22 protein-coding genes and 1 pseudogene are annotated in these 23,553 nt (G+C 64.4%); 18 read left to right on the forward strand and 5 right to left on the reverse strand.

The annotated features are described in order from the left end of the window. Positions 1-85: 85 nt before the first annotated feature. From QE393_RS03540 to hisC, 10 genes are all read left to right on the forward strand, one after another. Positions 86-895, forward strand: coding sequence for an ATP-binding cassette domain-containing protein (locus QE393_RS03540; RefSeq protein ID WP_187978685.1), 810 nt, complete (start codon positions 86-88; stop codon positions 893-895). Then, positions 895-1,689, forward strand: a complete 795-nt coding sequence (mlaE, locus tag QE393_RS03545) for a lipid asymmetry maintenance ABC transporter permease subunit MlaE (protein ID WP_059314028.1) — start codon at positions 895-897, stop codon at positions 1,687-1,689. The genes QE393_RS03540 and mlaE overlap by 1 nt, the downstream gene beginning before the upstream one ends. After that, positions 1,689-2,165, forward strand: a complete 477-nt coding sequence (mlaD, locus tag QE393_RS03550) for an outer membrane lipid asymmetry maintenance protein MlaD (RefSeq protein WP_007159511.1) — start codon at positions 1,689-1,691, stop codon at positions 2,163-2,165. The genes mlaE and mlaD overlap by 1 nt, the downstream gene beginning before the upstream one ends. Positions 2,166-2,179: 14 nt before the next feature. Further along, positions 2,180-2,830 (forward strand): phospholipid-binding protein MlaC, encoded by a 651-nt coding sequence (locus tag QE393_RS03555; RefSeq protein WP_187978686.1) that lies wholly within the window; start codon positions 2,180-2,182, stop codon positions 2,828-2,830. Then, positions 2,827-3,141: an STAS domain-containing protein gene (locus QE393_RS03560; protein ID WP_310042138.1), complete on the forward strand. Its 315-nt coding sequence runs from the start codon at positions 2,827-2,829 to the stop codon at positions 3,139-3,141. Before QE393_RS03555 ends, QE393_RS03560 begins: the two co-directional genes overlap by 4 nt. A 73-nt stretch (positions 3,142-3,214) precedes the next feature. Beyond that, complete coding sequence (locus QE393_RS03565; protein WP_007159508.1) at positions 3,215-3,454, forward strand: BolA family protein; 240 nt, start codon at positions 3,215-3,217, stop codon at positions 3,452-3,454. Positions 3,455-3,476: 22 nt separating this feature from the next. Then, positions 3,477-4,742, forward strand: coding sequence for a UDP-N-acetylglucosamine 1-carboxyvinyltransferase (gene murA / locus QE393_RS03570; RefSeq protein ID WP_273808724.1), 1,266 nt, complete (start codon positions 3,477-3,479; stop codon positions 4,740-4,742). A 9-nt stretch (positions 4,743-4,751) separates the two neighbouring features. Further along, positions 4,752-5,384 carry an ATP phosphoribosyltransferase gene (hisG, locus tag QE393_RS03575; protein WP_007159506.1) on the forward strand — a complete coding sequence of 211 codons (633 nt, stop codon included), beginning with the start codon at positions 4,752-4,754 and terminating at the stop codon, positions 5,382-5,384. Positions 5,385-5,689: 305 nt separating this feature from the next. Continuing rightward, on the forward strand, positions 5,690-7,009 hold the full coding sequence (gene hisD / locus QE393_RS03580; protein ID WP_310042141.1) for a histidinol dehydrogenase: 1,320 nt from the start codon (positions 5,690-5,692) through the stop codon (positions 7,007-7,009). Continuing rightward, the gene (gene hisC / locus QE393_RS03585) at positions 7,006-8,061 is read left to right on the forward strand and encodes a histidinol-phosphate transaminase (protein ID WP_310042144.1); all 1,056 of its coding nucleotides are present in this window, start codon (positions 7,006-7,008) and stop codon (positions 8,059-8,061) included. The genes hisD and hisC overlap by 4 nt, the downstream gene beginning before the upstream one ends. Before the next feature lie 63 nt (positions 8,062-8,124). On the opposite strand, the gene QE393_RS03590 is transcribed toward hisC, so the two are convergent. After that, the gene (locus QE393_RS03590; protein WP_310042146.1) at positions 8,125-9,246 is read right to left on the reverse strand and encodes a trypsin-like peptidase domain-containing protein; all 1,122 of its coding nucleotides are present in this window, start codon (positions 9,244-9,246) and stop codon (positions 8,125-8,127) included. Positions 9,247-9,363: 117 nt separating this feature from the next. Between QE393_RS03590 and QE393_RS03595 the strand changes: the two genes are divergently transcribed. The 3 genes from QE393_RS03595 to cysN all read left to right on the forward strand — a co-directional run bounded on the left by QE393_RS03595 (position 9,364) and on the right by cysN (position 13,102). Next, positions 9,364-10,119: a Nif3-like dinuclear metal center hexameric protein gene (locus QE393_RS03595; RefSeq protein WP_310042147.1), complete on the forward strand. Its 756-nt coding sequence runs from the start codon at positions 9,364-9,366 to the stop codon at positions 10,117-10,119. A gap of 165 nt (positions 10,120-10,284) precedes the next feature. Next, complete coding sequence (gene cysD, locus QE393_RS03600) at positions 10,285-11,202, forward strand: sulfate adenylyltransferase subunit CysD (RefSeq protein ID WP_007159501.1); 918 nt, start codon at positions 10,285-10,287, stop codon at positions 11,200-11,202. Between the two features lies 1 nt (position 11,203). Beyond that, positions 11,204-13,102: a sulfate adenylyltransferase subunit CysN gene (gene cysN, locus QE393_RS03605; RefSeq protein WP_310042149.1), complete on the forward strand. Its 1,899-nt coding sequence runs from the start codon at positions 11,204-11,206 to the stop codon at positions 13,100-13,102. Between the two features lie 51 nt (positions 13,103-13,153). Here the strand turns inward: cysN and QE393_RS03610 are convergent, their stop codons facing one another. Continuing rightward, on the reverse strand, positions 13,154-13,468 hold the full coding sequence (locus QE393_RS03610) for a hypothetical protein (RefSeq protein WP_007159499.1): 315 nt from the start codon (positions 13,466-13,468) through the stop codon (positions 13,154-13,156). A 211-nt stretch (positions 13,469-13,679) separates the two neighbouring features. On the opposite strand from QE393_RS03610, the pseudogene QE393_RS03615 reads away from it, so the two are divergent. Continuing rightward, positions 13,680-15,315, forward strand: a pseudogene (locus QE393_RS03615) (Na+/H+ antiporter). Here the strand turns inward: QE393_RS03615 and dapC are convergent. From dapC to map, 3 genes are read right to left on the reverse strand one after another with little or no spacing between them, the layout of a single operon-like run. Next, entirely contained in the window at positions 15,312-16,505 is a 1,194-nt protein-coding gene (gene dapC / locus QE393_RS03620; RefSeq protein ID WP_310042151.1) for a succinyldiaminopimelate transaminase, read from the reverse strand. The pseudogene QE393_RS03615 and the gene dapC overlap by 4 nt on opposite strands. Positions 16,506-16,529: 24 nt before the next feature. Further along, a complete protein-coding gene (locus QE393_RS03625; RefSeq protein WP_310042152.1) occupies positions 16,530-19,229 on the reverse strand; it encodes a [protein-PII] uridylyltransferase in 2,700 nt (899 codons plus the stop codon). A 10-nt stretch (positions 19,230-19,239) separates the two neighbouring features. Then, positions 19,240-20,022, reverse strand: a complete 783-nt coding sequence (gene map, locus QE393_RS03630; RefSeq protein WP_133859822.1) for a type I methionyl aminopeptidase — start codon at positions 20,020-20,022, stop codon at positions 19,240-19,242. A 286-nt stretch (positions 20,023-20,308) separates the two neighbouring features. Here map and rpsB point away from each other — a divergent pair, with 286 nt between their 5' ends. The 4 genes from rpsB to frr all read left to right on the forward strand — a co-directional run bounded on the left by rpsB (position 20,309) and on the right by frr (position 23,537). Further along, positions 20,309-21,046 (forward strand): 30S ribosomal protein S2, encoded by a 738-nt coding sequence (rpsB, locus tag QE393_RS03635; RefSeq protein ID WP_310042153.1) that lies wholly within the window; start codon positions 20,309-20,311, stop codon positions 21,044-21,046. A gap of 131 nt (positions 21,047-21,177) precedes the next feature. After that, the gene (gene tsf, locus QE393_RS03640; RefSeq protein WP_187978696.1) at positions 21,178-22,047 is read left to right on the forward strand and encodes a translation elongation factor Ts; all 870 of its coding nucleotides are present in this window, start codon (positions 21,178-21,180) and stop codon (positions 22,045-22,047) included. Positions 22,048-22,239: 192 nt separating this feature from the next. Next, the gene (gene pyrH, locus QE393_RS03645) at positions 22,240-22,983 is read left to right on the forward strand and encodes a UMP kinase (protein WP_017639054.1); all 744 of its coding nucleotides are present in this window, start codon (positions 22,240-22,242) and stop codon (positions 22,981-22,983) included. Next, complete coding sequence (gene frr / locus QE393_RS03650; RefSeq protein ID WP_310042154.1) at positions 22,980-23,537, forward strand: ribosome recycling factor; 558 nt, start codon at positions 22,980-22,982, stop codon at positions 23,535-23,537. The genes pyrH and frr overlap by 4 nt, the downstream gene beginning before the upstream one ends. Positions 23,538-23,553: the final 16 nt, after the last annotated feature.

The following is a 23,553-nucleotide window of genomic DNA, read 5'->3' on the forward strand; positions in this document are numbered from 1 at the left end:
GCCGGGGCCGCCGAACGCGAGAGCCGCGTGCCCTGAAGCGGCGGAGCGGCGTCTCCCTGCACAGAGTTGAACCTTAGGAGTCTCGATGACCGTCGATAGCCCGTACGCCGTGGAGCTAAAGGGCGTTTCCTTCAAGCGCGGCACGCGTCTCATCTACGACCGGGTCGATATCCGCATCCCGCGGGGCAAGGTCACCGGGATCATGGGACCGTCCGGCAGTGGCAAGACCACCCTGTTGCGCCTCATCGCCGCCCAGTTGCGGCCAAGCAGTGGCGAGATCTGGGTCAATGGCGCCAATCTGCCGCAGCTGTCCCGGGGTGAGCTGTTCGACATGCGCCGGCAGATGGGTGTGCTGTTCCAGAGCGGCGCGCTGTTCACCGATCTCGATGTGTTCGAGAACGTGGCCTTTCCACTGCGGGTGCACACCAAGCTGCCCGAAGAGATGATCCGCGACATCGTCCTGCTCAAGCTGCAGGCGGTGGGCCTGCGCGGTGCCGTCGAGCTGATGCCGGACGAGCTGTCCGGCGGCATGAAGCGCCGGGTCGCCCTGGCGCGGGCCATCGCTCTGGATCCGCAGATCCTCATGTACGACGAGCCCTTCGTTGGCCAGGACCCCATTGCCATGGGCGTGCTGGTACGGCTGATCCGCCTGCTCAACCAGGCGCTCGGACTGACCAGCATCGTGGTCTCCCACGACCTGGCCGAGACGGCCAGCATCGCCGACTACCTCTATGTGGTTGGCGATACCAAGGTGCTGGGGCAGGGCACGCCGAAGGAGCTGCGCGAATCGCCCGATCCGCGGGTTCGCCAGTTCATGCAGGGCATCCCCGATGGCCCCGTACCCTTCCACTACGCCGCGCCTGATCTGCGCGATGCCTTGCTGGGGAAACACTGATGCGTAAGGTCTCCGCCGTGGAGCGGATTCGTCGGCTGGGCAAGGCCGGGCTGGACGTCGTGGCGGCCATTGGCCGCTCCGTCATCGTCCTGCTCCTGGCGGTGTTCGGTCGCGGTGGCGTGGGCAGCGGCCTGCAGCTGCTGGGCAAGCAACTCTATTCGGTGGGCGTGATGTCGCTGCCCATCATCGTGGTGTCGGGCTTCTTCATCGGCATGGTGATTGCCCTGCAGGGCTACAACATCCTGGTCAAGTACGGCTCCGAGCAGGCCGTGGGGCAGATGGTCGCCCTGACCCTGCTGCGCGAACTGGGGCCGGTGGTGACGGCGCTGCTGTTCGCCGGTCGGGCCGGTTCCGCCCTGACCGCCGAGATCGGCAACATGAAATCCACCGAGCAGCTGTCCAGCCTGGAAATGATCGGCGTGGATCCGCTCAAGTACATCGTCGCGCCGCGTTTCTGGGCCGGCTTCATTTCCATGCCCTTGCTGGCCGCCATGTTCAATGTGGTGGGTATCTGGGGCGCGGCCATGGTCGCCATCGACTGGCTCGGCGTCTACGACGGCTCCTTCTGGGCCACCATGCAGAACAGCGTGATGCTCAGCGACGTGCTCAATGGCGTGATCAAGAGCCTGGTGTTCGCCTTCGTGGTGACCTGGGTCGCCGTCTTCCAGGGGTATGACTGCGAGCCGACCTCCGAAGGCATCGGTCGCGCCACCACCCGTACCGTCGTCTATGCGTCGCTTGCCGTGCTCGGCCTCGACTTCATTCTTACCGCCCTGATGTTTGGAGATCTCTGATGCAAACCCGCACCCAGGAAATCGGTGTCGGACTCTTCCTGCTGGCCGGCGTGCTCGCATTGCTGCTGCTGGCGCTGCGGGTAAGCGGTCTGACGATGAGCGACCATCACGATACCTACAAGGTCTATGCCTACTTCGACAACATCGCCGGTCTCACCGTGAGATCGCGGGTGACCATGTCGGGCGTGACCATCGGCAAGGTCACCGCCATCGATCTCGACCGCAACAGCTACCGCGGCCGGGTCACCATGCAGATCGACAAGCAGGTGGACAACCTGCCGACCGACTCCATCGCCTCGATCCTGACCGCCGGCCTGCTCGGCGAGAAATACATCGGCATCAGCGTGGGCGGGGACGAACAGGTGCTCAAGGAAGGCTCGACCATTCGAGATACACAATCCTCGCTGGTTCTCGAAGACCTGATCGGCAAATTCCTGCTCAATTCGGTCAATAAAGACTCTTCCGCCAATAAATGATGAGAGGCTTCTCCATGCTCAAGCTACTTCGTCACGGAGTGATCGCGATCCTGGCCCTGCTGCCCCTGGTGTCCCAGGCGGCACCCTCGGCCCACGACGTGATCCAGCAGACCACCAGCACGCTGCTCAGCGATCTCGAGGCCAATCGCGACAAGTATCGCAGCAGTCCGGAAGCCTTCTACGAGTCGCTCAACAACATCCTCGGCCCGGTGGTGGATGCCGAAGGCATCTCGCGCAGCATCATGACCGTGCGCTATAGCCGCAGCGCCTCGCCCGAGCAGATGACGCGCTTCCAGGAAAACTTCAAGCGCAGCCTGATGCAGTTCTATGGCAACGCGCTGCTGGAATACAACAACCAGGGTATCCGGGTACTGCCCGAAGGTCCGTCCGACGGTCCCGATCGCACCAGCGTGGGCATGGAGGTCAAGGGTAACAACGGCGCCGTCTACCCGGTGCAGTACAGCATGGTCAAGCAGGGCAATGACTGGAAGGTGCGCAACGTCATCATCAATGGTCTGAACCTCGGCAAGCTGTTCCGCGACCAGTTCGCCCAGGCGATGCAGGAAAACGGCAACGACCTGGACAAGACCATCAACAACTGGGCGGGCACCGTGGCCAAGGCCAAGGATTCTCCCGAGGCCCAGAAGGCCAAGGTCGGTTCGTGAGTCGCGCCGCCATCACCCGCGAGGGCGCCCAGCTGCAGCTGTCGGGCGTACTCGATCACGCCAGTGTGCCGGTCCTGCGCGAGCAAGGTCGAACCCTGATCGCCCAGGGCAGCGGTCCGCTGGTGCTGGACTGCGCTGGCGTTGAGCACTCCAACAGCGCCGGGCTGGCGCTGTTGCTGGCCTGGTTGCGCGATGCCCAGGCCGCGGGCTGCTCGCTGGCTATCGCCAGGCTGCCCTCCGAGTTGCGGCAGATCGCCGAGGTCTCGGATGCCCTGGAGCTGTTACCCCTGGCGGACGACGCTCACGGGTAACGGTCATCGCAGTCGCCGTACAGCTGGTTTTTTTGTATGATCGCCGGCTGTACTAGATTGCCGAGGTGCCGCCATGCAGGCCCAAGAAGTCAAAAGCCTCCTTGAGGCAAAACTGGCCGATACCCAGGTCGAAGTGGAAGGCGAGGGCTGCAACTTCCAGCTCTACCTGATCAGCGACGAGCTCCAGGCACTCAGCCCGGTCAAGCGTCAGCAGCAGGTCTACTCCCATCTCCAGCCGCAGATCGCCGATGGCAGCATCCATGCTGTCACCATGAAATTCTTCACCCGTGCTGCCTGGGCCGAACGCGCCTGATTCGCAGCGCCGAGAACTCGCTATGGACAAACTGATCATTACCGGCGGCAACTGCCTGAACGGTGAAATTCGCATTTCCGGGGCCAAGAACTCCGCCCTGCCGATCCTCGCCGCGACCCTGCTCGCCGATACCCCGGTGACCATCGCCAACCTGCCGCACCTGCACGACATCACCACCATGATCGAGCTGTTCGGCCGCATGGGCGTCCAGCCGGTGATCGGTGAAAAGCTCAATGTCGAGGTCGATGCGTCCAGCATCAAGACCCTGGTCGCGCCCTATGAACTGGTCAAGACCATGCGCGCCTCGATCCTGGTGCTGGGCCCGATGGTCGCACGCTTCGGCGAAGCGGAAGTCGCCCTGCCCGGTGGCTGCGCCATCGGCTCGCGTCCGGTCGATCTGCACCTGCGCGGCCTGGAGGCCATGGGTGCCAAGATCACCGTCGAAGGCGGCTACATCAAGGCCAAGGCGCCGGCCGGCGGCCTGCGCGGTGCCCACTACTATTTCGACACCGTCAGCGTGACCGGTACCGAGAACGTGCTGATGGCCGCCACCCTAGCCAAGGGTCGCAGCGTGATCCAGAACGCCGCTCGCGAGCCCGAGGTCGTCGACCTGGCCAACTGCCTGATCGCCATGGGCGCCAACATCCAGGGCGCCGGTACCGACACCATCACCGTGGAAGGCGTCGAGCGCCTGGGCGGCGCCACCTATTCGGTCCTGCCCGACCGCATCGAGACCGGCAGCTACCTGGTCGCCGCCGCCGCCACCCGTGGCCGCGTCAAGCTCAAGGACACCGATCCGACCATCCTCGAGGCCGTGCTGGCCAAGCTGGAGGAGGCCGGTGCCCACATCTCGACCGGCAGCAACTGGATCGAGCTGGACATGAAGGGCAATCGCCCCCGCGCGGTCAACATCCGCACGGCGCCCTACCCGGCGTTCCCCACCGACATGCAGGCCCAGTTCATCTCCATGAACGCCGTCGCCGAAGGCACCGGTACCGTGGTCGAGACCATCTTCGAGAACCGCTTCATGCACGTTCACGAGATGGTGCGCATGGGCGCCAACATCGCCATCGAGGGCAATGCCGCCATCGTCACCGGCGTGCCCAGCCTCAAGGCCGCCCCGGTCATGGCGACCGACCTGCGCGCCTCGGCGAGCCTGGTCATCGCCGCCCTGGTGGCCGAAGGCGATACCCTGATCGATCGCATCTACCACATCGACCGCGGCTACGAATGCATCGAGGAGAAATTCCAGCTGCTCGGTGCCAAGATCCGTCGTACGCCCAAGTAAGGACCTCCGATGCTGACCATCGCCCTGTCCAAGGGCCGTATCCTCGACGACACCCTGCCGCTGCTGGCGGCGGCGGGGATCGCCCCGACCGAGAATCCGGACAAGAGCCGCAAGCTCATCATCCCGACCACCCAGGACGATGTGCGCCTGCTCATCGTTCGCGCCACCGACGTGCCCACCTATGTGGAGCACGGCGCTGCGGACCTGGGCGTGGCCGGCAAGGACGTGCTGATGGAGTACGGCGGCGATGGCCTCTATGAGCCGCTGGACCTGCGTATCGCCCGCTGCAAGCTGATGACCGCGGGTGCCGTGGGCGCTCCGGCGCCGCGTGGCCGGCTGCGGGTGGCGACCAAGTTCGTCAATGTCGCCAAGCGCTACTATGCCGAGCAGGGCCGCCAGGTCGACATCATCAAGCTGTACGGCTCCATGGAGCTGGCACCGCTGGTGGGACTGGCCGACAAGATCATCGACGTGGTCGACACCGGCAATACCCTCAAGGCCAATGGTCTCGAACCCCAGGAGCTGATCGCCCACATCAGCTCGCGCCTGATCGTCAACAAGGCCTCGATGAAGATGCAGCACGGTCGAATCCAGGCGCTCATCGAGACCCTGCGCCACGCCGTAGAGGCGCGCGGTGCCTGAGAACCTGTTCAAAGCCTGCTGCGCGTCGGCCAAACTGCGTTAAGAACGGCCTGGAGGGCCAGCCCCGTCGGAATGCTCGTTTACCACTCGTAAACTCCGCTTTCTCAGCCATTTTTCCCTTGTTTGTCTCTAGCTCGCGAGACTTTGAACAGATTCTAAGTCCTGGCCGGTAGCTGAATGCCGGCCAAGACTGCTTCCATCCTTCCAGCTTCGCCTATCCGTGCCATAGCCAAATTGTCGGGCGCCCACACGGAGCCGGCTGTTACTCTCGGGCGCCCCTTTCGCTCTCCTGAAGAGGATCCGCCATGACCGCTCCGCTCGCCATCCGCCGACTCGCCGCCGCCGCTCCGGATTTCGCCGAGCATCTGGATCATCTGCTGAGCTGGGAAGGGGTGTCCGACGCCGACATCAACCAGCGGGTCCTGGCGATCATCGCCGACGTCCGTCATCAGGGTGATCAGGCCCTGCTGGAATACACCCGGCGCTTCGACGGCGTCGAAACGACGTCCATGAGCGATCTCATCCTGCCGCGCGCGCGCTTGGAAGAAGCCCTGACTCGGATCACGCCGGAGCAGCGCACCGCGCTGGAAGCCGCCGCCGAGCGCGTCCGTCGTTATCACGAAAAGCAGCGCCAGGATTCCTGGCAGTATCAGGAGGCCGATGGCACCGTGCTCGGCCAGCAGGTCACCCCGCTGGATCGTGCCGGTCTCTATGTGCCGGGGGGCAAGGCCTCCTATCCGTCCTCGGTGCTGATGAACGCCATCCCGGCCAAGGTCGCCGGCGTGCGCGAGGTGGTCATGGTGGTGCCGACGCCCCGCGGCGAGGTCAACGAACTGGTGCTGGCCGCTGCGGCCCTGGCCGGTGTCGATCGCGTCTTCACCATTGGCGGCGCCCAGGCGGTGGCCGCCCTGGCCTATGGCACCGAAAGCGTGCCTCCGGTTGACAAGATCGTCGGCCCCGGCAACATCTATGTCGCCACCGCCAAGCGCCACGTGTTCGGCAAGGTCGGCATCGACATGATCGCCGGCCCCTCCGAGATCCTGGTGGTCTGCGACGGCCAGACCGATCCCGACTGGATCGCCATGGACCTGTTCTCCCAGGCCGAGCACGACGAGGACGCCCAGGCCATCCTGGTCAGTCCGGACGCCGCCTTCCTCGACGCCGTGGCGGCCAGCATCGCCCGCCTGCTGCCCGAAATGGAGCGCGCCGACATCATCCGTGCCTCCCTGGAAGGGCGGGGTGCCCTGATCCAGGTCACCGACATGGCCCAGGCCATCGAAGTGGTCAATCGCATCGCCCCCGAACACCTGGAGCTTTCCGTCGCCGAGCCGGAGCAGTGGCTACCCAGCATTCGCCATGCCGGCGCCATCTTCATGGGTCGCTACACCGCCGAGGCCCTGGGGGACTACTGCGCCGGTCCCAACCATGTGCTGCCGACCTCGGGCACCGCGCGCTTCTCCTCGCCGCTGGGCGTCTACGACTTCCAGAAGCGTTCCTCGATCATCCACTGCTCGGCCGCTGGCGCTTCCACGCTGGGCCGGGTCGCCTCGGTCCTGGCGCGCGGCGAGTCCCTGACCGCCCACGCCCGCAGCGCCGAATACCGTATTCAGGAAGAGCAGGCATGAGCGAACTCTGGAGTCCCTTCGTCAAGAATCTGGTGCCCTATGTGCCGGGTGAGCAGCCCAAGCTGACCAACCTGGTCAAGCTCAATACCAACGAGAACCCCTATGGTCCGTCGCCGCGGGCGCTGGACGCCATCCGCGCCGCGGCTACCGATGACCTGCGTCTCTATCCCGATCCCAACGGCCAGGCGCTGAAGGATGCCGTCGCCCGCTACTACGGCATCCAGAGCGACCAGGTGTTTGTCGGCAATGGCTCGGACGAGGTGCTGGCGCACATCTTCCTGGGCCTGTTCGGCCATGGCCGACCCGTGCTGTTCCCGGACATCAGCTACAGCTTCTATCCGGTCTATTGCGGCCTCTACGACATCGCCTTCGAGACCCCGGCGTTGGACGAGGATTTCCAGATCGTCCCCGAGGACTATCTGCGCCCCAATGGCGGCATCATCTTCCCCAACCCCAATGCGCCGACCGGCAGCGCCCTGGCGCTGGACGCCATCGAGCGCATCGTCGCCGGCAATCCGACCTCGGTGGTGGTGGTGGACGAAGCCTATGTCGACTTCGGGGCGGAGTCGGCGGTCGCCCTGATCGAGCGCCATGCCAATCTGGTGGTGACCCAGACGCTGTCCAAGTCCCGCTCCCTGGCCGGTCTGCGGGTAGGCCTGGCCATGGGTCAGGCGCCGCTGATGGAGGCCCTGGAGCGGATCAAGAACAGCTTCAACTCCTATCCGCTGGATCGCCTGGCGCTGGCCGGCGCGACCGCTGCCTTCGAGGACCGCGCCTATTTCGACGAGACCTGCCGGCAGGTGATCGAGAGTCGCGAAGCACTGGTGGGCGAGTTGCTGGCGCGCGGCTTCGAGGTCCTGCCCTCGGCCGCCAACTTCATCTTCGCCCGTCATGTGCAGAAGGGCGGCGCGGTGCTGGCCGCGGGCTTGCGCGAGCACGGCGTCATCGTGCGCCACTTCAGCCGCCCCGAACGCATCGCCGACTTCCTGCGCATCACCATCGGTACGCCCGCGCAGAATCAGGCATTGATCACGGCCCTCGACACCCTCTAAGGGCCGCTCATGGCCAGGCTCTGTTCGAAAAGTCGCCGAGCCTAGGCGCTTTACGTACGGAGCCTAGCGCGCCTTCTCCATCAGGGGGCGCAGCCCGACGATCACCTTGACCTGCACGGTCTTGTCCTGGCGCAGCACCTCGATGGGGATGCTGTCGCCAGGTTGCTTGCGGGCGATCTGGTTCATCGCCAGCCGGCCGTCCCTGATCGGTTGGCCCGCCAGCTTGACCAGCACGTCGCCGGCGCGCAGGCCGCCCTTGTGCGCCGGTCCTTCCGGGTCGATATCGGTCACCACGATGCCCTGGTCGACCTTCAGCCCGTAGGTCTTGACCAGCTCTGGCGTGATCACTTCCACCGCCACCCCCAGCCAGCCGCGGATGACCTGGCCATGCTGGATGATCGAGCGCATGACCTCCATGGCCAGCTTGATCGGGATGGCGAAGCCGATGCCCTGGGAGCCGCCGGAGAGGATGGCGGTGTTGATGCCGATCAGATTGCCGTTGGCATCCACCAGCGCCCCGCCCGAATTGCCCAGGTTGATCGCCGCATCGGTCTGGATGAAGTCCTCGTAGGTATTGAGACCCAGCTGGTTGCGGCCGGTGGCGCTGATGATGCCCATGGTCACGGTCTGGCCGACGCCGAAGGGATTGCCGATGGCCAGCACCACGTCACCGATGCGGATGGCGGTCGAATCGCCCACCGAGATGGCCGGCAGGTTGGGCAGGTCGATCTTGAGTACGGCAAGGTCGGTGGCCGGATCGTTGCCGATCAGCTTGGCCAGGGTCTGGCGACCGTCGGCGAGCGCCACCACGATGGATTCGGCGTCGAGGGTCACGTGGTTGTTGGTCAGCAGATACCCGTCATGGCTCATCAGCACGGCCGAGCCCAGGCTGAGTTCTTCCACCGGTTTGGTCGCGCCCTTGCGGTCACTGGCCGTATCGCCGGCCTTGCCCGGCTTGGCCGCCTTGGTCGAACGCAGCGATACCACCGCGGGCGCGGCGCGGCTCGCCGCGTCGGCGTAGGAGACCGGTCCCTGCTGACGCGAATTCGCGGGCGCCTGGGCCGCCTCGAACAGCGGCGGCTGGGCGGGCAGGCCGAGCCATTGCGGATAGCGCTGCATGATCAGGGCCGCAACGAGCAGACCGCACAGCACGGGCCAGCCGAGATAACGCAAAGCCTTGTACATCGATCACATCCTTGAATTTGTCCACCCGGGGTGCGCCGGATAAGCTGGCGGGCATTATAAGGAGCGGCGCCACCCGAAGACACGCTGTGGCGCCGCCAGCGAGGAGGTAAGCCGTCCGTGACCCTGTCCCTTGATCAATTGGTGGAGACCGCCGACCGCTACCTGGAGTCGGCCCGTATCCAGGATTATTGCCCCAACGGCCTGCAGGTCCAGGGCCGCGAGCAGGTGCGCCTGCTGGTCAGTGGCGTCACCGCCTCCCAGCAGCTGCTGGACGCCGCCGTGGCGGCCGGGGCCGATGCCATCCTGGTGCACCATGGCTATTTCTGGAAAAACGAGGACGCCCGCCTTATCGGCATGAAGCACCGGCGGATCAAGACGCTGCTGAGCCACGACATCAGCCTGCTGGCCTACCACCTGCCGCTGGACGTCCATCCCGAGGTGGGCAACAACGTCCAGCTGGGTCGCCGCCTGGGCCTGCAGGATATCCGGCCGCTGCCGAGTGATGCCAAGGGGCTGATCTGGCAAGGCGAATTGCCGCAGCCACGGTCCGCCGCGGACTTCGCTCGGCAGGTGGCGCATGTGCTGCAGCGCGAGCCGCTGGTGGTCGACGGCGGGCGGTCGATCCGGCGCCTGGCCTGGTGCACCGGCGGTGCCCAGGGCTACCTCGATCAGGCCATTGCCGCAGGGGTGGATGCCTATCTCACCGGTGAGGTGTCCGAGCAGACGGTGCACAGTGCCCGTGAGAACGGGGTGAGTTTCTTCGCCGCCGGCCACCATGCCACCGAGCGCTATGGGGTGCAGGCGCTGGGCGATTTTCTGGCCGCGCAACTGGGCATCGAGCATCGTTTCATTGACTGCGACAATCCCGCCTGAGCGTCATAAGCATATAACTTCTGGATCTAGATGGCCTGGCGGGCCATAACCGTTGCCTATGGTAAGGTTGAGGTTCGTCCACGGCCCGCTCTGTCCGGTGTGTCCAGTCGACTGGATGCCGCAACGGACATCTTCTAGGCCACCTTTCTGCAATCGTGAGTAGCCATGCTCGACAAACAGACGCACCTCAAACAGCTTGAGGCGGAAAGCATCCACATCATCCGTGAAGTGGCCGCCGAGTTCGACAATCCGGTCATGCTGTATTCCATCGGCAAGGATTCGGCCGTGATGCTGCACCTGGCCCGCAAGGCCTTCTTTCCCGGCAAGCTGCCGTTCCCGGTACTCCACGTGGACACCGGCTGGAAATTCCAGGCCATGTACGAATTCCGCGATCGCATGGTCGCCGACATGGGGCTCGATCTGCTGGTGCACAAGAATCCGGAAGGGGTCGCCCAGGGCATCAACCCCTTCACCCATGGCAGCGCCAAGCACACCGACATCATGAAGACCCAGGGCCTCAAGCAGGCGCTGGACAAGTACGGCTTCGACGCGGCATTCGGCGGCGCGCGCCGCGACGAGGAGAAGTCCCGGGCCAAGGAGCGCGTCTACTCCTTCCGCGACAGCAAGCACCGCTGGGATCCCAAGAATCAGCGTCCCGAGCTGTGGAACATCTACAACGGCAAGACCAACAAGGGCGAGTCGATCCGCGTCTTTCCGCTGTCCAACTGGACCGAGCTGGACATCTGGCAGTACATCTATCTCGAAGGCATCCCGATCGTGCCGCTGTACTTCGCCGCCGAGCGCGAGGTGATCGAGAAGAACGGTACCCTGCTCATGATCGACGACGACCGTATCCTCGAACACCTCTCGCCCGAGGAGAAGGCACGTATCCACAAGCGCCAGGTGCGCTTCCGTACCCTGGGCTGCTACCCCCTGACCGGCGCGGTGGAATCCCAGGCGACGACGCTGACGGACATCATCCAGGAGATGCTGCTCACCCGCACCTCCGAACGCCAGGGCCGAGTCATCGACCACGATGGCGCCGGATCCATGGAAGAGAAGAAACGTCAGGGGTATTTCTAAGATGTCGCACCAATCCGATCTGATCGGCCAGGACATCCTGGCCTACCTCGCGCAGCACGAACGCAAGGAGCTGCTGCGCTTTCTCACCTGCGGCAATGTCGATGACGGCAAGAGCACCCTGATCGGGCGCCTGCTGCACGACTCCAAGATGATCTACGAGGATCACCTGGAAGCCATCACCCGTGATTCCAAGAAGGTGGGCACCACCGGCGAAGAGGTCGATCTGGCACTGCTGGTGGACGGCCTGCAGGCCGAGCGCGAGCAGGGCATCACCATCGATGTGGCCTATCGCTACTTCTCCACCGCCAAGCGCAAATTCATCATCGCCGATACCCCCGGCCATGAGCAGTACACCCGCAACATGGCCACCGGGGCCTCCACCTGCGACCTGGCGATCATCCTGGTCGACGCCCGCTACGGCATCCAGACCCAGACCCGTCGGCACAGCTACATCGCTTCGCTGCTGGGCATCAAGCACATCGTGGTCGCCATCAACAAGATGGACCTGCTAGGCTTCGACGAGGCGGTGTTCGAGCGCATCAAGGACGACTACCTGGCCTTCGCCCAGCGTATCGACCTGAACGCCAGGGACATCCATTTCGTGCCCATGTCGGCGCTCAAGGGCGACAACGTGGTCAATCGCAGCGAGCAGACGCCCTGGTACGGCGGCAAGTCCCTGATGGAGATCCTCGAAACCGTCGAGATCGCTGCGGATCGCAACCTCGACGACCTGCGCTTCCCGGTGCAGTACGTCAATCGTCCCAACCTCAATTTCCGTGGCTTCGCCGGGACCCTGGCCTCGGGCGTGGTCACCAAGGGCGATGCCGTCGTGGTCCTGCCGTCGGGCAAGGGCAGCCGGGTCAAGTCCATCGTCACCTACGAGGGTGAGCTGGAGCAGGCGGGCCCTGGCCAGGCGGTGACCCTGACCATGGAAGACGAGATCGACATCTCCCGCGGCGATGTCCTGGTGCATGCCGACAATCGTCCCCAGGTGACCGACAGCTTCGAGGCCATGCTGGTGTGGATGGCCGAGGAGCCCCTGCGCCCGGGCAAGAAGTACGACATCAAGCGCGCCACCAGCTATGTGCCGGGTTCGCTGCCGAGCATCGTGCACACGGTGGACGTCAACACCCTGGAGCACGGCGCTGCCAGCGAACTCAGGCTCAACGAGATCGGCCGGGTCAAGGTGGCCCTGGATGCCGCCATCGCCCTCGACGGCTATGGCGTCAACCGCACCACCGGTGCCTTCATCGTCATCGATCGCCTGACCAATGGCACCGTGGGTGCCGGCATGATCATCGCCGAGCCGGTGGGCGCTAGCGGTCACGGCCAGGGCGCGCATCAGTTGCACGTCGCCACCAGCGAGCGGGCGGCGCGTTTCGGTCAGCAGCCCACCACGGTGCTCTTTACCGGTCTTTCCGGTGCCGGCAAGACCACCCTGGCCTATGCGCTGGAGCGTCGGCTGTTCGATGCCGGTCGTGCGGTCTTCGTGCTGGACGGCCAGAATCTGCGCCACGACCTGAACAAGGGGCTGCCGCAGGATCGCGCCGGTCGTCGCGAGAACTGGCTGCGCGCCGCCCAGGTGGCCCGTCAGTTCAACGAGGCCGGCCTGATCGCCCTGGCTGCCTTCGTTGCACCCGATGCCGAGGGTCGGGCCCAGGCCCAGGCGCTGATCGGCGCCGAGCGTCTGCTGACCGTGCATGTCAAGGCCTCGCCCAAGGCTTGTGCCGAGCGCGATCCCCAGGGACTCTATGCGGCCGGTGGTGACAACATCCCGGGTCTTTCCTTCGCCTACGATGCCCCGGAAGACGCGGATCTGGTAATCGACACCGAGCAGCTGTCGGTGGAGGAGGGCGTCCAGCAGATCCTCGACGTCCTGCGTCGGCGGCAGGTGATCTAGGGCGTTCAGCCATGAAAAAACCCGCCTCTCGGCGGGTTTTTTCATGAGCCTCTACCAGCGCGGGGGCGGGCCGTAGTAGTAGGCGCCGGGCGGCGGGCCGTAGTACACGGGGCGCGGTTCCACCACACGATATTCGTATACCGGTGCCGGTTCGTAATAGACCACGCGCGGCGGGGGCGGCGGTGGTGGCCCTTCGACATAGACCGGCTCGCGGGCGTAGGAATGGGAGACGATGGCTCCGCCAACCACGGCGCCCACTACGGCCCCGAGAAAGGCCGGACCGGGGCCACGACCGTGGGCGGACGCCTGACCGGCGATGGCGAGGCAACCGGCAAGCACCACGACTTGAGTGATGCGACGTAGCATGATCATTCTCCTGCAACCCGGGGAAATGAAACCGGGTATGTCTATCAGACCGCAAGGGCGGCGAGTCGCCTAGATCGACGCGGGTAAAGTTTGGGTAAAACCAAATCCGGGGACATCAGTCCCAACAACTCGAGGTCGACGTGTCCCCAGTCCCGCGGGATGCATCTCCTGTATCTGGTACCGCGACCGGTGCCCTGACCACGAGACCACCGTGCAGATTCTCTATACCGCTCTGATTCTCTTGCTGATGGTGGGTGCCACCCGTCTCAGCGCCCATCTCATTCCCATCCCGCTGCCCCTGATCCAGGTGGTGGTCGGCGCCTTGCTCGCCTGGCCCACCCTGGGGTTGCATGTCGCCCTGGACCCCGAACTCTTCCTGCTGCTGTTCATCCCGGCACTGCTGTTCTCCGATGGCTGGCGCATGCCCAAGCGGGAGTTCTGGCGTCTGCGCCGACCGATCTTCGTCCTGGCCTTCGGCCTGGTATTCCTCACGGTGCTGGGCGCCGGCTGGTTCCTGCACTGGATGTTGCACCTGCCCTGGGCGGTGGCCTTCGCCCTGGCGGCGGTACTGTCGCCCACCGATGCCGTGGCGGTCTCCAGCATCGTCCGCGGCCGGCTGCCCAGCGCCCTGCTGCACGTGATCCAGGGCGAGGGCCCTGCTCAACGACGCCTCGGGTCTGGTGACCTTCAAGTTCGCCGTGGCGGCGGCCCTCACCGGCGTCTTTTCGCTGAGCCAGGCCAGTCTGGAATTCGTCATCGTCGCGGTGGGCGGCGTGCTGGTCGGCGGGGTGCTGAGCTGGCTGGTCGGCCGGGCGCGCGCCTGGATGGTGGTGAAACGCGGCTGGAGCGACGCCGCGCCCCATGTCGTCTTCATGCTCCTGCTGCCTTTCGCCGCCTATGTGCTGGCGGAGCGACTGGGCGTTTCCGGCATCCTGTCCGCCGTGGCCGCCGGGATGATGCAGAGCCGGGTCGACATGCTGCCCCGCCAGACCGCTACCCGCCTGCTCAATCACAGCGTCTGGGGGCTGGTGGAGTTCGCCTTCAACGGCCTGGTGTTCCTGATCCTGGGTCTGCAGCTGCCCGACATCCTGGCGGCCGCGCTGCCGGCCTCCCAGGCGCTCTGGCCGGCCGCGGGCTGGCTGACGCTCTATGTGCTGGGTGCCTACGGGGTGATCATGGCCATTCGCTTCGGGGTCATCCTAGGCTATTGGCACCTGAGCCAGCCTGGCAGCGGCCCCATCACCCTTGCGGGCGATCCACGCCTGATCGCCGCCATCGCCTCGCTCAGCGGGGTGCGCGGCGCCGTGACCCTGGCCGGTGTGCTGTCGCTGCCGCTTATGCTCCCGGATGGCACGCCCTTTCCCCTGCGCGACATCCTGGTGTTCATCGCCGCGGGCGTGATCCTGCTGTCACTGGTGGTGGCGAGCATCGGTATTCCGCTGCTGCTGGCGCGCTTGCCGGAGCAGTCCAACGACCTGTTACAGCGGGAGCGTTGCGAGGTGCGGATCAACGCCGCCCGGGCTGCCATCGCAGCGCTGGAAGACGTGGCATCGAACGATGCCGACGAGCCGGCGCGGGCGGCGCTGCAGGCCGAGATCAAGGCCGGCATCATCGCCGAATTCCGTGACGAGCTGAGTTCCGCCGACGACAGCGAGGATGCCCGTTCCCTCGCGCGCCTGCGGGATACCCTGGATGGCGAGCTGCGCCTGCTCGCCATCCGCGCCCAGCGCCGCGAACTCTACCGGCTGCGAATCGCCGGGGTGATTGATGACCTGGTGGTCAGCGAGTTCCTCCGCGAGCTGGACATCCAGGAGACCGCGCTGATGCGCGATCAGGGCAATCGCTAGCCCTGGCAGAAGCGGCGGATGCGCTCCGCCGCTTCCACGCATTCGGCCAGGGGCGCGACCAGCGCCATGCGGATCCGACCGGCGCCCGGATTGACGCCCGCCACTTCGCGCGACAGGTAGGAGCCTGGCACCACGGTCACGTGTTCGCGGGCGAACAGGTCGCGGGCGAAGGCTTCGTCATCGCCCGGTGTCCTGGCCCAGAGATAGAAGCCGCCATCCGGCAGCGACACCTCCAGGCTGCCCTGCAGGATATCCAGCACGGCGGCGAACTTCTGCCGATAGAGCTCGCGGTTCTCGCGCACATGGGCCTCGTCGCGCCAGGCCACGGCACTGGCCTTCTGCACCTGCACCGGCATGGCGCAGCCGTGGTAGGTGCGATAGAGCAGGAAGCGCTTGAGAATGGCGGCATCGCCCGCGACGAAGCCCGATCTCATGCCCGGCAGGTTGGAGCGCTTGGACAGGCTGTGGAAGACCACGCAGCGGGCGAAGTCGCTGCGGCCCAGTTCGGCGCAGGCGGTGAGCAGGCCGGGTGGCGGGCTGGCTTCGTCGAAATAGAGTTCGCTGTAGCACTCGTCGGCGGCGATCACGAAGTCGTATCGATCGGCCAGGGCGATGAGCTTTTTCAGCGTCGCCACCGGCAGCAGGGCACCGGTGGGATTGCCGGGCGAGCACAGGAACAGCAGCTGGCAGCGCTGCCAGACCTCGTCCGGCACGCTGTCGAAATCGGGATTGAAGCCCTTGTCCGCCAGGCACGGCAGGTAGTGGGGCTCGGCGCCGGCGAGCAGGGCCGCGCCTTCGTAGATCTGATAGAAGGGGTTGGGACTCAGCACCAGGCCCGCCTGGCTGCGATCCACCACCGCCTGGGTAAAGGAGAACAGCGCCTCCCGGGTACCGGTCACCGGCAGCACGTGACGCGCCGGGTCCAGCCAGCCCGCGGGTACGCCGAAGCGCTGGCCGGCCCAGCTGGCGATGGCCTCGCGCAACTCGGCGATGCCAAGGGTGGTCGGGTAGACCGCCAGCTGATCCAGGTTGGCGGTCAGGGCCTCGGCGACGAAGGCGGGTGACGGGTGCTTGGGCTCGCCGATCGACAATGGAATCGGCTTGAGCGACGCCGGCGGGGTCACGCCAGCGAGGAGGGCGCGCAGCTTCTCGAACGGATAGGGCTGCAGCAGGTCGAGGGTGGGGTTCATCGTCGGGTGGTCCTTCGTTCGAGACTAGATGCTGATGCGGCTGAGTGGCGCCTGGCTGTCAGGCTCGCGCAGCTGTTTGATCAGGGCCTGCTGCAGGGCGCTGCAGAGGCCGGGATCCGCCAGCGGACGACCCTCGGCGTCGGTGACATAGAAGACGTCTTCCACGCGTTCGCCGAGGGTGGCGATCTTGGCGTTGAGCACGGACAGGTCGAAGTCGAGGAAGATCCGCCCCACCCGCGCCAGCAGTCCGGGCCGATCCGGGGCCGTCAGTTCGATCAGGCTCGCCGAGCGCGTGGTGTCGGTGTAGATGTTCACCTGGGGCGAGAAGGCGAAATGCTTGAGCTGGCGGGTCACGCGCCGGTTGATGATGCTCGGGTATTCCTCGGGATGCTTGAGCGCCTCGATCAGGCCGCCGCGGATCTGGGCGATGCGCGCGGGATTGTTGCCGATCGAGCCGCCATCGGTATCCAGCACGATGTAGGTGTCCAGGGTGAACTGGCTGCTGGAGGTGATGATGCGCGCGTCCTGAATGTTCAGGTTGAGCTGGTCCATCACCGCCACGGTCACCGCGAAGAAATCGTGCTGGTCCGCGGCATAGATGAAGATCTGGGTGCCGCCTTCGGAATCGCGCTGGGTGGTCTCGCGGATCAGCACCAGCGGCTCGGCGGTATCGCCATGGCCGAGGATGGCCTCGGTGTGCCAGGCGACGTCCAGCGCGGTATGCCGCAGGAAATAGGTGTCGCCCAGCTGCGACCAGAGCTGCTCGGCGTCATCGGCATCGATGCCGCGCCGCATCAGGGTGTCCAGCGCCGATTGCTGGGTGCTGCGGATCTGTTCTTCGCGATTGACCGGATTCTCCAGGCCGCGACGCAGGGCGCGCTTGGTCTCGGTGTAGAGCTGGCGCAGCAGGGTCGCGCGCCAGGAATTCCACAGCGACGGATTGGTCGCGGTGATGTCGGCCACGGTGAGGACGTACAGATAGTCCAGGTGGGTGTGGTCGCCGACCGTCAGGGCGAAATCGTGGATCACCTGGGGGTCGGAAAGATCCTTGCGCTGGGCGGTGGTGGACATCACCAGGTGATTGCGCACCAGCCAGCTGACCAGGCGGGTGTCCCACTCCGGCAGCTGGTGACGGCGACCGAAGGCTTCGACGTCTGCCGCACCCAGTTCCGAGTGATCGCCACCCCGGCCCTTGGCGATGTCGTGGTAGAGGCCGGCGACGTAGATCAGCTCCGGCTTGGGCAGCTTGTGGATCACCCGCGTCGCCAGCGGATACTTCTCGGCGAGTACGTCATAGCTCATCTTGCGCAGATGCTTGATGAGATTGAGTGTATGGGCGTCCACCGTATAGATGTGGAAGAGGTCATGCTGCATCTGGCCGACGATCTGGCCGAATTCGGGCAGGTAGAGCCCCAGCAGCCCGTAGCGATTCATCCGTCGCAGGTTGCGATGGATGCCGGATTCGCTCTTGAGCAGTTCGATGAAGAGGCTGGTATTGCGGATGTCCTGGCGAAAGGCGTCGTCGATGAGGTGACGGCTGTCGCGCAGCAGGCGGATGGTGCCGGCACTGGGTCCCTTGATCGCGGGATTCTGCGCCAGCAGCACGAACAGCTCCATCAGCGCGAAGGGGGTGCGCAGGAATACCTGGGGGTGCACCACCTCCAGATAACCGTTGCGGATCTGGAATCTGTTGTTGAGCGGAGTCACCGCCACCGGCACCTGCTCGTCGCGCAGATTCACTTCCTCGAAGTGCTGCATGACCACATCGCTGAGCTGGGACACGTCCATCACCACCCGGTAGTACTTCTGCATGAAGCGTTCTACCGCCAGCTTGGCGTCGTTGTCCTCGTAGCCGAGCAGGCTGGCGATGCGCCGCTGGTGGTCGAACAGCAGCCGATCCTCGGCGCGCCCGGCCAGCATGTGCAGGGCATAGCGGACCTTCCACAGGTATTCCTGCGCCGAGATCAGCAGGCTGCATTCGCTTTCGGTCAGGAAGCCCTGGCCTACCAGGGCCTGCAGATTGAGGGTGCCGAACTGCCGCCGGGCGATCCACAGCAGCGTCTGGATGTCGCGCAGGCCGCCAGGCGAACCCTTCACGTTGGGTTCGAGGTTGTATTCGGTGTCGTTGTACTTGGCATGCCGCGCACTCTGCTCGGCGCGCTTGGCCAGATAGAAGGCGCGTCCTGGCCAGAGGTGCTCGACACTCGTGGCCGCCAGCATTGCCTGGCGCAGGTGCTCGGGGCCGGCGAGGGTACGGCTTTCCATCAGGTTGGTGATCACCGTCAGGTCGGCCAGGGCCTCGGTGGTGCATTCGCGCAGGGATCTGACGCTCTGCCCCACGGCCAGGCCCACGTCCCACAGCAGGGTCAGGAAGCCCTCGATGGATTCGCGGAAGCGTTCCTGTTCCTCCTCGGCCAGCAGGATCAGCAGGTCGATGTCCGAGTGCGGATGCAGTTCACCGCGGCCATAGCCGCCCACCGCGAGCAGGGCGATGCCATCCCCCGGCCAACTGAAGCGATTCCAGGCGGCGATCAGCATCTGGTCGATGAACCAGGCGCGATCCTCGACCAGCCGGCGTACGCTGCGGCCCGCCATGAAGCGGGCATCGAGAGTGGCGTTCGCGGCCCGGATGAATTTCTTGAAGGCCGCGAGAGGACTGGCTTTCAGCGAAAGCTCAGCCTGGAACTGACCGGCGTCGAACAACTCCGAATCGACCTGGGGCATGGGCGCTCACTCACGCAGAAACGCGGGGAAAGGTTTCGTCCTTGCGCAGGGTCAGGATCTCGTAACCCTCTTCGGTGACCAGCACCGTGTGTTCCCACTGCGCGGACAACTTGCGGTCCTTGGTGATGGCGGTCCAGCCGTCGCCCAGCAGGCGGGTCTCGTAGCGGCCTTGGTTGATCATCGGTTCGATGGTGAAGATCATCCCGGCCTGCAGTTCGAGGCCCGTGCCGGCCCGGCCGTAGTGCACCACCTGCGGCTCCTCGTGGAAGCCCTTGCCGATGCCGTGGCCGCAGTATTCGCGAACCACCGAGAAGCCGTTCTTCTCGGCATGCTTCTGGATGACCTCGCCGATATCGCCCAGCCGCGCCCCGGGGCGCACCAGGTCGATGCCCTTGTAGAGGCATTCCTGGGTGACCTGGCAGAGCCGGTCGGCCCACTCGGGCACGTCGCCCACCAGGTACATCTTGCTGGTGTCGCCGTGGTAGCCGTCTTTGATGACGGTGATGTCAACGTTCATGATGTCGCCGCTCTTGAGCGGCTTGTCATTGGGAATGCCGTGGCAGACCACGTGGTTCAGCGAGGTGCAGATGGATTTGGGGTAACCCTTGTAGTTCAGCGGGGCGGGGATGGCCTGCTGCACGTTGACGATGTAGTCGTGGGCCAGCCGATCCAGTTCTTCGGTGGTGATGCCGGGACGCACGTGTTCGTCCAGCATTTCGAGCACTTCGGCGGCCAGCTGGCCGGCGATGCGCATCTTGGCGATGTCTTCAGGGGTCTTGAGGATGACGGTCATCGGAAATCTCTAGGTATCACGCCGGGTGTTAGCTTTCGATCCGCTATTCTATCAGAGCCGGCGCCCGCACTGTGGCTGCCGGCGGTACCCCGGACCTCCGGCATGCGGCAATCGCCGCTGGTGGTATCCGACAAGGCGTGATATAAAGTCGCGCGCTTTTTCGGGGCTATGCCCTTCAGCGCTCCTAACCCCACACACGCATCGACACGATGACCTGGGTGCTTCCCGATGGGAAGTTGGTCATTGGGATGCGTGGAGGCCCAACCCGACTACGAGGAACATCTAAATGTCTCAAGTCTCCATGCGTGACATGCTGAAAGCCGGCGTGCATTTCGGCCACCAAACCCGTTACTGGAACCCGAAGATGGGCAAGTACATCTTCGGCGCGCGTAACAAGATCCACATCATCAACCTCGAAAAGACCCTGCCGATGTTCAACGAGGCCCTGACCTTCGTTGAGCGCCTGGCGTCCGGCAAGAACAAGATCCTGTTCGTCGGCACCAAGCGCGCTGCCGGCAAGATCGTTCGCGAAGAAGCCGCGCGTTGCGGTCAGCCCTTCGTCGATCATCGCTGGTTGGGCGGCATGCTGACCAACTACAAGACCATCCGTGCCTCGATCAAGCGTCTGCGTGATCTGGAAATCCAGTCCCAGGACGGTACTTTCGACAAGCTGACCAAGAAAGAAGCCCTGATGCGTACCCGCGACCTCGAGAAGCTCGAGCGCAGCCTGGGTGGTATCAAGGACATGGGCGGTCTGCCGGATGCCCTGTTCGTGATCGACGTTGACCACGAGCGCATCGCCATCACCGAAGCCAACAAGCTGGGCATCCCGGTCATCGGCGTCGTCGATACCAACAGCAGCCCGGAAGGTGTTGACTACATCATCCCCGGCAACGATGACGCCTTCCGCGCCGTTACTCTGTACCTGAGCAGCGTTGCCGATGCCGTGATCCGTGGTGGCAGCAACGGCGGTGCCAACGAGCAATTCGTCGAAGAACCCGCTGCCGAAGCCGTCGAGGGCTGAGCATTTCGACCCTAGGGTCGAGCGGTTCGACGTGCGAGAAGGGGGCCTAGCCCCCTTTTTGCCTACTGGCGTTTCATTGGCTCCGCCTGCGTGCGGAGTGACCTCGAAACCGATTCAAGAGGATTTCAAACATGGCAGAAATCACTGCAGCCCTGGTCAAAGAACTGCGCGAGCGCACCGGCCAAGGCATGATGGATTGCAAGAAGGCCCTGACCGCTGCCGGTGGCGACATCGAGAAAGCCATCGACGACATGCGTGCCGCTGGCGCCATCAAGGCTGCCAAGAAAGCCGGTAACGTGGCTGCCGAAGGTTCCATCGCGGTCAAGGTCGCTGACGACCACAAGGCTGCCGTCATCATCGAAGTCAATTCCCAGACCGATTTCCTGGCTCTGCAGGACGACTTCAAGGGCTTTGTCGCCGCCAGCCTGGACAAGGCCTTCGCCGAAAAGATGAGCGATGCCGCTCCGCTGATCGCCGCTCAGGAAAGTGCCCGTGAGGCTCTGGTCGCCAAGTGCGGCGAGAACGTCAACATCCGTCGCCTGACCCGTGTCGAAGGCGATGTCGTTGGCGCCTACCTCCACGGTCACCGCATCGGTGTGGTCGTTACCCTGCAGGGTGGCACCGCCGAACTGGCCAAGGAAATCGCCATGCACGTCGCGGCGAGCAATCCTCAGTTCCTGAATCCCTCCCAGGTTTCCGAAGAAGCCGTCGCCAAGGAAAAGGAAATTTTCCTGGCGCTGAATGCCGACAAGATCGCCGGCAAGCCGGAAAACATCGTGGAGAACATGGTCAAGGGTCGTATCAACAAGTTCCTGGCCGAAGCCAGCCTGGTTGAGCAGCCCTTCATCAAGGATCCGGAAGTCAAGGTCGGTGAACTGGCCAAGAAGGCCGGCGCCGAAATCGTTTCCTTCGTGCGTTACGAAGTAGGCGAAGGCATCGAGAAGGCTGAAGTCGACTTCGCTGCCGAAGTCGCTGCCCAGCTGGCTGCCAGCAAGCAGTAAGACCGGCATCCGCCGTTGACCAGGAGGCCGCCCGCTTCGAGCGCGCGGCCTCTTTGTCAAATTGGAAGGCAGGTCTGATTTCTGGTCTTCCAAGGAGTTTTTTGCCGATTGGAGTGAACGCAACTGCGGTTGCGCTTTCCTATCGCAGGATCAAAATCCCCCGCACATGTTCATCGCCACAGGAGAGAGTGAATGGCACAGCAGATGAGTGGTCGCCAACCCCGTTACAAGCGTATTCTGCTGAAGCTCAGTGGCGAAGCCCTGATGGGAAGTGAAGACTTCGGGATCGATCCGAAGGTGCTGGATCGCATGTCGTTGGAGATCGGCCAACTGGTGGGCATTGGTGTCCAGGTCGGTCTGGTGATCGGTGGTGGCAACCTGTTCCGCGGTGCGGCGCTGTCCGCCGTGGGTATGGACCGGGTGACCGGCGACCACATGGGCATGCTGGCTACCGTGATGAATGCCCTGGCCATGCGCGACGCTCTCGAGCGTTCCAACATTCCCGCCACGGTGATGTCCGCCATCTCCATGGTCGGCGTGACCGACCAGTACGACCGCCGCAAGGCCCTGCGTCAGTTGAAGGACGGCGAAGTCGTCATCTTCTCCGCCGGTACCGGCAATCCGTTCTTTACCACCGATTCCGCCGCCTGCCTGCGCGCCATCGAGGTCGAAGCCGATCTGGTGCTCAAGGCCACCAAGGTGGATGGTGTATACACGGCAGATCCCTTCAAGGATCCCAACGCCGAAAAATTCGAGCGTCTGACCTACGACGAGGTGCTCGACCGCAAGCTGGGTGTCATGGATCTCACGGCCATCTGTCTCTGCCGTGATCACAACATGCCCTTGCGGGTTTTCAACATGAACAAGCCCGGCGCCCTGCTCAATATCGTGGTGGGCGGAGGTGAGGGCACCCTGATCGAGGAGGGAGCAGCATGATCAACGAGATCAAGAAGGATGCGCAGGTGCGCATGACCAAGACCCTGGAAGCCCTGGGCCACGCCTTTGCCAAGATCCGTACTGGACGCGCTCATCCGAGCATCCTGGATAGCGTCATGGTGTCCTACTACGGCAGCGACACCCCGCTGCGCCAGGTGGCCAATGTCACCGTCGAGGATTCGCGGACCCTGGCCCTGAGCGTGTTCGACAAGGGCATGATCCAGGCGGTCGAGAAGGCCATCATGACCTCCGACCTGGGCCTCAATCCCGCCACTGCCGGCACCACCATTCGCGTGCCGATGCCGGCGCTGACCGAGGAGACCCGCAAGGGCTTCACCAAGCAGGCGCGTTCCGAGGCCGAGCAGGCGCGCGTTTCCGTGCGCAACATCCGCCGCGATGCCCTGGCTCAGCTCAAGGACCTGCTCAAGGAAAAGGAAATCAGTGAAGACGAGGATCGTCGCGCTCAGGATGAAGTCCAGAAGCTGACTGATAAATTCGTCGCCGAGGTGGACAAGGCTCTGGAGGCCAAGGAAGCCGACTTGATGGCTGTTTGACAACGGTTGGGATGTA

It is taken from the genome of Pseudomonas sp. SORGH_AS_0211, from assembly GCF_031453455.1.
GTDB lineage: Bacteria > Pseudomonadota > Gammaproteobacteria > Pseudomonadales > Pseudomonadaceae > Chryseomonas > Chryseomonas aestiva.